General features: G+C 64.8%; 6 protein-coding genes. All 6 read right to left on the reverse strand.

Going from position 1 to position 8,020, the window contains the following annotated elements:
- Positions 1–228: 228 nt before the first annotated feature.
- The 6 genes from ACFFWD_RS01335 to ACFFWD_RS01360 all read right to left on the reverse strand — a co-directional run bounded on the left by ACFFWD_RS01335 (position 229) and on the right by ACFFWD_RS01360 (position 7,669).
- The gene (locus ACFFWD_RS01335; RefSeq protein WP_376960654.1) at positions 229–612 is read right to left on the reverse strand and encodes an NUDIX hydrolase; all 384 of its coding nucleotides are present in this window, start codon (positions 610–612) and stop codon (positions 229–231) included.
- 138 nt (positions 613–750) lie between these two features.
- Positions 751–1,656, reverse strand: coding sequence for an ArdC family protein (locus ACFFWD_RS01340; protein ID WP_376960656.1), 906 nt, complete (start codon positions 1,654–1,656; stop codon positions 751–753).
- 223 nt (positions 1,657–1,879) lie between these two features.
- Positions 1,880–2,323: a hypothetical protein gene (locus ACFFWD_RS01345; protein WP_376960658.1), complete on the reverse strand. Its 444-nt coding sequence runs from the start codon at positions 2,321–2,323 to the stop codon at positions 1,880–1,882.
- Complete coding sequence (locus ACFFWD_RS01350) at positions 2,320–4,485, reverse strand: hypothetical protein (protein WP_376960660.1); 2,166 nt, start codon at positions 4,483–4,485, stop codon at positions 2,320–2,322. Before ACFFWD_RS01350 ends, ACFFWD_RS01345 begins: the two co-directional genes overlap by 4 nt.
- Positions 4,485–6,263 (reverse strand): site-specific integrase, encoded by a 1,779-nt coding sequence (locus ACFFWD_RS01355; protein WP_376960662.1) that lies wholly within the window; start codon positions 6,261–6,263, stop codon positions 4,485–4,487. The genes ACFFWD_RS01350 and ACFFWD_RS01355 overlap by 1 nt, the downstream gene beginning before the upstream one ends.
- Before the next feature lie 59 nt (positions 6,264–6,322).
- Positions 6,323–7,669 (reverse strand): tyrosine-type recombinase/integrase, encoded by a 1,347-nt coding sequence (locus ACFFWD_RS01360; RefSeq protein ID WP_376960663.1) that lies wholly within the window; start codon positions 7,667–7,669, stop codon positions 6,323–6,325.
- Positions 7,670–8,020: the final 351 nt, after the last annotated feature.

The following is an 8,020-nucleotide window of genomic DNA, read 5'->3' on the forward strand; positions in this document are numbered from 1 at the left end:
TCGGCAATTTATCTGAACAGTCAAGCTGTCTCAGTGCCGGCTAAGGCCTGCAAACACGGGGATTGCAGCGTTGCCGGCTAATGAGACAGATTCGTCGTGAAATCTGGCCTCGACCGGGGGCATCGTCCCGGAACGCGAAGTTGGACGCTCCTCCGGAGCGTTGCTCTATCCAGTGGGGGCTCTGCTGCATCCGCTCGTGACGGTGGCGATCGGATGGCAAACGGCCTGCTACCCTCGCTTCGGAAACACCTTGTCCCTGATGTAGCGCGACGTGGGCGTAAGCCGTAGGCCCCGAGGCTTGCGCCAGGCGGCTCTATCGATCTCTTTCTTGTCGCCAATCGCCAGTTTGCCAGACGCTCTCTTCGCAACAAAGATCGCATCACTCATCTTCCGTCCGGAGAAGCGGTTCTTGGCTTTGACCTCCTTCCAAAGCTCGAGTTTGCCGAGCCTTAGTTTTGGGAGCTCCTCGCGAATCTCCCTGCGCAGGCAGTTCTTGGCACTCTCCCGTCCGCGCTTTCGTCCGCCCGGGAACATCCATAGTCGGTCGCGTTTGCGCCTGACCAAAAGTACCTTTCCGCGTTTAACTGCCAAGAGCTTTGAAGACTTCGCCATGCCTCTGAGGCACCACCTCGTAGAATGCCGGGGCGCAGTTGCCCTAGCTGCTTTGCAATTGTTGCAGATACTTTGATTCTCGGCATTCAAAATTGTGCCTGCGACGTCGCGGGTCTTGCGCCCCTAGAAGTTGCCTCCTCACCCGGAGGCCTGCTGGGCGTGCATCCAGTCGGCGATTTGCTGCGCCTTGCTCGCGGCCGTGAAAATGGCGCGCTTGTCGGAGCGCAACACGTCGACCCACGAGGCGATATAGCGGGCGTGATCCGGTCGCGGCTCGACGCTCAGATTGAGGTCGGCGCAGATCATGGCGCTGAGCAACTCGACGGTGCATTCCTCCATGGCATAGGCGGCCGAGCCGAACCGTCCGGTGAGATCGCGATCGAGGCGATGCTTGGCGCCGGAGGCGTGCCCACACTCGTGGAGCAAGACGGCGTAATAGGCGATGGCGTCGCGGAAGCTGGCGAACGCCGGCATCTGCACGTAGTCCTTGGATGGAATGTAGCAGGGCTGCGAGCCGCCGTGCCGAATATCGATGCCGAGGGCGGCACAGAAGCTCTCCGCATGTGCGATGCGTTCGGTCTCCGGCAACACCGGCATCTCGGGCGGCGTGTAGCCGTCAACCTGCGCGTTATTGAAGACTGTGTAGCCGCGGGCAAACATGCGCCGTGCCGGTTCGTCGCTATCCTCATCGCCGTCCTGACGATCGGCGTCGCCGTTGCGATCAGCCCGCTTCCAGAACACCACCAGTTGGCCGCGCTCGCCCTTGCGAACCTGAGCGCCAAGTTCGTGCCATTGGCGATATGTGCCCCAGGTGCCGCTGGGATAACCGCTCTCCTGCGCAGCAGCCCAGAGCGCGATGACGTTGACGCCGCGATAAGCCTTGCGTGAGGCGACATTGACGGGCGTCGTGATGGATGATCCGTCGTGGTGCCAGGGCATCCGGTACTCGCCGGCGCCGGCCTCGATGGCGGCGATGATCTGGTTGGTGACGCGCTCGTAGATATCGTTGCTGGCTTGGGTCGGGCGGCTGCGATCCATGGTCATGGGTGTCTCCTGTGCTCGCCCTCTCCGTCGAGGGCGAGGCATCAGGGGCAGACGCGGCGGGCCGGCCCGTCACACCCTGTTCTCGGTCGCTGGTGCGGAACAGGGTTGACGGGTCGGCAGCGTCTGCCACAACCGAGCTCTGCCTCGACGGGCGAGCACAGGAGACGGTGACCTGCGAGCGGCCGCTGGGGAACCATGCTGCTTTGAGGATGCTGCGTGGCCCTCAGCCTGCGCCGTCGCGAGGTAAGCGCCGCAGCGGAACGATGTTGGCCTGACGCGATTGGGCCAGCTCATCCTGCAGGCGCGTGATCACCGCATCACGTTCGGCGACCTGCAACGTCAGCATCTGGATGTGCTGGGCTAGCGTGCGGGTGAGCGTGCGCAGCTCGGCCATCTCGGCGCCACGGACGGCTCTGAGTTCGGCTTCGAGGGTGCGAATGCGCTGCTTTAAAGCGTGGGGGGATGATCGGCGCTGGCGGGCTTCGGCGACCCGAAACTCGGCGAGAAGATCGGCGGCACGGTTCGCGGTGGCCCGACTGACACCTGCCTCGCGCGCCAGGTTGGCGACGGTCAGAGCGCCGTCGGTGCGCTCGGGTCGACCGTCGAGCAATCGTGCCATCGCCGCCCGCAGCGCCGCCTCGCTCTTCGAACCAATCGGTGCGGTCATGCGCCACGATCCATCAGAGGTGCAATCAGCCGGCGCTTGCGGTCGTTGTCCCGCGTGATGGCTGTGCGTTGCAGCGGCGATAGGCGACTGTCGCTGAGCAGAGCTTCGCCCTCGGCGATCGAGGCCCGCCATGGTTCGAGATGGCGCGCGGTCAGGCAGGCGTTGGGGCAACGGTCTGGGCTGCATCGCGACAGGGCTGGCGCGGTCCGTTCAGGATCGGGCGAACCTGCGAGACACAGCGCGGTCGCAGCGTCGAACAGGCAGTCGTTGAGAAAGCCCACATGCAAGGTTCGGCCGAGATGGGCGAGCATGGTGCGCAACCGCTTGCGGTCCGCGATCCGGCCGGGCAGATCGCCAAGCTCGTCCTGCACGCGGGCGAACTCGCGTCGCATTCGCGCAGCACCCGGTCCGGCTGGCCCCTCATGGCGACGGAACGCTTCATAATGCGCGACGATGTCGTCGAGCTGGCCGAGTGAGCGTTCACGCTCGACCGCCAAGCGAAAATCGCCATTGGGCGAGCCCGCATATCCCTCGAACATGGCGACCGAAGCGTGCTTGTACTGGATCTTGCCCGCGACGGTGCCGAACGGCCTGTTGGCGATGTACCACGCAATCGTGCGGCGAAGCTGCCGGGTCGTGAACTTCCAGGGCTCATCCGCGACCCGAGGAATGGCTGGTTCGTCGCCACCGCGCGCATCGAGACCTTCGCGGAACAGGTTGAGTGTCGGCGTCGCGCCGATGCCGAGATGATCGGCACTCCAGGGCCAGTCCTTTAGCGCCACCCATAGGGACGATAGTCCCTTCTCCCGACGATTGCGGGCCGAGAGGACCTCCATCACCGCAACGGCGCGGGCGACAGGTTCGATCGTGATCCAGTCAGCCGTCGCACCACGTGCACCCTGGCGCTTGTAGACGGTGCTGCGCACGCGGTAGCGTTCGATCAAGCCGTCGGTGCTGCGCTCTGCCGACACGCAGCCCGGCTGCATGGCCTGCACCTCGCTGTCGCGCATGCCGGTGAGGTAGGCGCAGATGACGTAGCAGGCGCCCTGCAGCATGCGTTCCTCACGGGCGAGGCTCAGGCCGTCGAAGCGTTCGCGCCACGGCCGGCCGGTGTCCGGATCGATGGAGATCGGCGTATCGAGACCGCCGACCTCGGTCCCGAGCTCGGCCGCCGCCTGATCGATCAGCCGTGCGGTCGGTTCGGACTGGCTGATCCGGCCGCTCTCGCGAGCGCCAACGTGCAGGCGCATCAGGTGAAGATTGTACGGAGGGGTCTCAGCGCCGGTTTGCGGGTCGATGCGGCGGGCGACATTAGGCGCGCGCTCCCAGATCGGTACGCCTCTGCCGGCCATCCGGCGCGCCTCGAGCCATTTGGTCATCCGCGCTCGATAAGTCTCGGCGGCCCCTTCTCCGCTCTGCGCGTCCTTTGCCATCAGTCGCTCGCAACGGGCTTCAAGGGCATCGAGCTCCGCTCGTGCCGCCAGGATATCCGGCGCAAAGACATCGACGTATTTGAGCGACCAGCGCAGCATGGCGCCGATGATCGGTTCGGGAATACGCGGCGTAGCATTCTCGGCCGGTGCCGGCGGCCGCTTGGCAACATGGTGAGCCGCACGCCCACGCCACGGCAGAAAACCAATGCCGCCTTCCGTCAGCCATGGCGACAGATGATGCAGATCGATGGGGACCTCGACGTACTTCACTGTCTCGTGTGGCGTTCGCCGGCCACCATCGCGGGCGTGTGCCAGATAGGCGTCAAGGACAGGCTGGTCGATCCGGCGCAGATCGACGGCGCCAACGTGCGCGGTGAGGAACGCCGCGAAATGCTGGATGTAGCGCAGCAGCCGGATCGCCCAAGCCACGCTACACGGCACCCGGTATCCCGGCACATGGATGCGGAGCCGAGCGAGCACATACTCCTTGGCGAGCCGCCGGGTCACGGGATCGGCGATGCGGGCGAAATTGAGCCGGTAATTGCTGTAGCGGGCGTTCACCCGGAAAATGGCGACTCCCAGATCCCAGTGATCGTCACCAAAGCGCGGGAATTGCGCGCGGTCAGCATCCTCCCTGACAGGAATGCCGGCGAGCACGGGCTCGTCGTCGCCATAGATGGCTGACGGCAACGACGCGGGCTGCAGCAAGGCATTGTTGACCGCGGGCATCATGGCGCTCCAGCTTCGGGCGGCAGATAAATGAGTGTCGGGTCCGATGCCGCGATTTGGCGGGCCTGTTCGATCTCGACCGCGCTGAACCGCGGCAGAATCTGATCGGCGATCCGCCCATGAACGCGGCCGAACTTGGTGATCCAGTCGGCTTCGCTGAGCGACTGTCGTTGCGCCCGGATGAAGCTCAGAAAAGACAGGAGCGCGGGGAGCTTGCGTGCGGTGATCACCGCGTTGCTACATTCGAGGCATCCCCAGAACGGAGACCAGCAGGCGTCCCCTTCGGCAGCGAACGGGCTCTTGTAGAAACCGCCGCAACTGGCGAGCCAGACATCCTGCTCGCCGCTGAACAACTCATTGAGCGCGGCACGCCCGGAAACCGGCAGACCGATGGCCGTGTCCGGATCAGCTCGAACAGCTGCTTCCTGCTCTGACGACAGGACACAGGGATGCAAGGCGGCGTCGAGCGCGTCCGTCATAGCATCGGCAATGGTGGCTTCGTGGATATGGCGAAGCGCGGGGATATCGGCATAATGACTGGCCGCAACCGACACGCTGTGGCCGACCACAAAGCGGTCGAGCTGACCGCCGGTTCGCCGATACCATGCTGCTTTGTGCGTCTTGCGGAGGCGTGTCAGATTGAGCCGGAGAGGCTCGCCTTCCTCGTCGCGAATACCGTGTCGCTCGGTCCATGAGGCAACAAGTTCCTTTGTGGCGAGGACGCGCGGGGTCAACCGCCCCCAGGCGAAGTGAGCCCAGAGCGTGCCGGCGGCAAGCCGGCTTCGCGCCGACGCGGTCCACTGCAGCACCTTGCGGATCAGGCCGCCCGGCGTCGATGAGGCACCATCGCGTACACGCAACCGCTTCCACTCGGCACCGCGCGACCGCCGCTTGCAATACTCGATCTCGACATAGCCGCCCGCAGAGTTCTTCAGGCAATCCGACCGCAAGTCCTTGATTGCTTCAATCTCCAGCCCGGTATCGAGCGAGAGCAAGACCATCAGCGGCACGAGATCGGCGGCGAGCAGATGCCGGCGGCCGTGCAGATCGTGGATCAGGCGATCGTTCGGCAAGCCACTCTCGCGGCGAAGTGTGTAGAGCCGCTTGAAGACGGGGTGCCGGTGACCGATGGCGCCTTCGGCGTCGATCACAGTCATGGCTCTATTGTGCGCGACCGACAGAGCGTTGCTCCGAGCGATCTCATCGAGCGTCGGAATGCAATCCGCCTCGGCAAAGCGACCGACAACCGTGGTGAGATCGGCGCGCGCAGCATTCCGCAGTGCCGTGGCGACATCATCGCCATAGGCATCGCGTGGCCGGTTGCGCACCCCGGGTCGGTCGCTCGTATACATCAGCCGCCGCGAGGCATCGGGCGGCAGACAACCCGGCTCGGCGGCCTCGGCGAGCCGGAACAGATTGAGCACCTTGCTCATCCGGTGAAGGCGATGATTGGGGTGCAGACCACTCTCCTCCATCCATGCATCGAATCCGTCGATGCAAGCTGCGCTCACGTGTGGGAGGCGAGTGACACTGGGGCTGGCGGACTCGAGATAGCGCCAGAAGAGTTTGAGCGCGTTGGCATACGCCGCTGCAGTCGAGACCGAGCCCGCCGGGCCGCCGACCTGACAGGCGCGCCAGAGCGCGCCCGCAAGCGGTTGGGCCAATACCTCGCGGCCAGACAGCATGGTCAGATCGATCGCGATACTGCGATCCGCGAGGGTGACGGTGAATCGGAGCGATGCGATGGCGGTGGCGGCTTCGCCCTCGGGATCAGGCAACGCCTCAGGAAACAGCGCGCGGCGTCCCGGCCGCCGCACCGGCCCAGCTGTCAGATCGGTCATTGCGCGTCACAGGCCGCATCTTCGGCCCAGCGATCGGCTGCCGCGTCGACCAGTTCCTGCGCTTCGGCAAGACTGTCGAGATAGATGTAAGTGCTGGTCACGCTGGCGTGGCCCAACAGGTGTTGGAGCTTCTGCAGCGGATCCCCGAGAATCCGGCGATAGGCTGCGCCGTGCCGATCCTGCGGATCGAACACAATCCCGATCTGTTCGCGGATCAGCATGGAAAGCATGTTGACAGCGAAGGTGTGCCGCAGCGTGTGTGGCGTCACGTTTACGTCGATGCCGAAACGGCGGCACCGCGCGCAGGCGCGGCGGAAGGTCGCTTCCCAGGTTGCTGACGGGACGGGCTCGCCACCTTCCGTCAGCCAGAGCAGAACATGCTGCGCCTTGCCGGGTGCGCCGGCCAGCACACGGCCGCGCTCGCCCGGCGTCAGCCGGTCGAGGCGGACCCGCTTGCCCGTCGCATCGACAACCTTCTCTCCATCCCGCGTCAACCAGAGCGGATTGGACACCATCGGCTCTCGCCGGGCTGCCGAGATCGCGCGCTCAAGATCGATGTAGTCCTTGATCAGCCTCAGGACCCGGCGGGGGATACGGATCCGGCGCGGTCGTCCGCCCTTGGCGACCGCACCGGGGAGATCAAACGGGAGCGAGCGCATGCCGGAATCCGACGAGCACGGAAGATCGGCGAGCAACAGGCTGCCGCTCTCGGACAACCGCAGACCGGTCGTGACCAGGAGTTCCGCGAACAGCGCATTGCGCTCGCCATTGCGGCCGCGCCAGGTCGGATCCTCCGAACCACCAGGGAGCCTTCCGCGCAACCCAACATCGCGAAACAGCAAATAGCTGCCAAGATCAATAAAACGCATATCGTGCCGCCGCGCGGCACGTTCGCGCGAGCGGTTCGCCGTCACCGCCAGCAACGCGCGCGTCCCCGCCGTCCTGTGAAGGGTCACGGCGTAGCTGAAGGGCGAGGTCGTCATGATCCCCTCTTCCACGGCCCACCGATAGAGTTTGTCGAGCGCCGCGATGCCTCGATTCCAGCTCGACGCCGAGATGCGATAGGGAGCCGCCGACAGCCGCCGTGCCCGATGGAAGGCCAGAACGTCATGGCGGTCGGCCTGCCAGACCGTCTTGCCGCTACGCCGCTCGCAAAGAAAGCGAGCCCAGACGAGAATATCGCGCGCGTAGGAGCGCCAAGTGTTCGGCGAGCGTGCGCCCATTCCCGGGCAGGCGCGGAAGAACCGATTGAGCTGGAGATCGTAGCTCCCGTCCTCCATTAGAATGAACGGCATGCCGTCGATCAGCCCGGCGCGCTCGGCAACGTCGAGCGCGTCGGGCACGATGCTCAATGCAAGGTCATCAATGGAAGAAGGAAGCGGACACGACAGCGCGTCAAAGTTCGTAAAGTACAACTGCACGCACATACCCAAGCGGAGCGCCTTCGGCGCACTCTTTTTGTTTAGGATGCGAGGGGTTCCCCTCGCGCTCTCCCGCTCGCCGCGTGGCAGGGGTGCAGGACTTTGCCTGCACCCCATAGACAAGTTTGTGGAGTCGCCGCCGCGTCAAGCGTTGTCCTCGCTGCGCTGCGGGAACGCTTGACCCGGACGTCTGAAGAGCTCCACCGCAACACCGGTGACGCCGCTCCATGCCTGATTCTGAGACAGGATCACAGTGTTAGGATAAGGCAATCA

It is taken from the genome of Bradyrhizobium erythrophlei (assembly GCF_042430365.1).
GTDB classification, from domain to species: Bacteria; Pseudomonadota; Alphaproteobacteria; order Rhizobiales; family Xanthobacteraceae; genus Bradyrhizobium; species Bradyrhizobium erythrophlei.

Coding starts and splice junctions, on each gene's coding strand:
- ACFFWD_RS01335 (WP_376960654.1), bottom strand. CDS start 612: ATGGCGAAGTCTTCAAAGCTCTTGGCAGTTAAACGCGGAAAGGTACTT.
- ACFFWD_RS01340 (WP_376960656.1), bottom strand. CDS start 1,656: ATGACCATGGATCGCAGCCGCCCGACCCAAGCCAGCAACGATATCTAC.
- ACFFWD_RS01345 (WP_376960658.1), bottom strand. CDS start 2,323: ATGACCGCACCGATTGGTTCGAAGAGCGAGGCGGCGCTGCGGGCGGCG.
- ACFFWD_RS01350 (WP_376960660.1), bottom strand. CDS start 4,485: ATGCCCGCGGTCAACAATGCCTTGCTGCAGCCCGCGTCGTTGCCGTCA.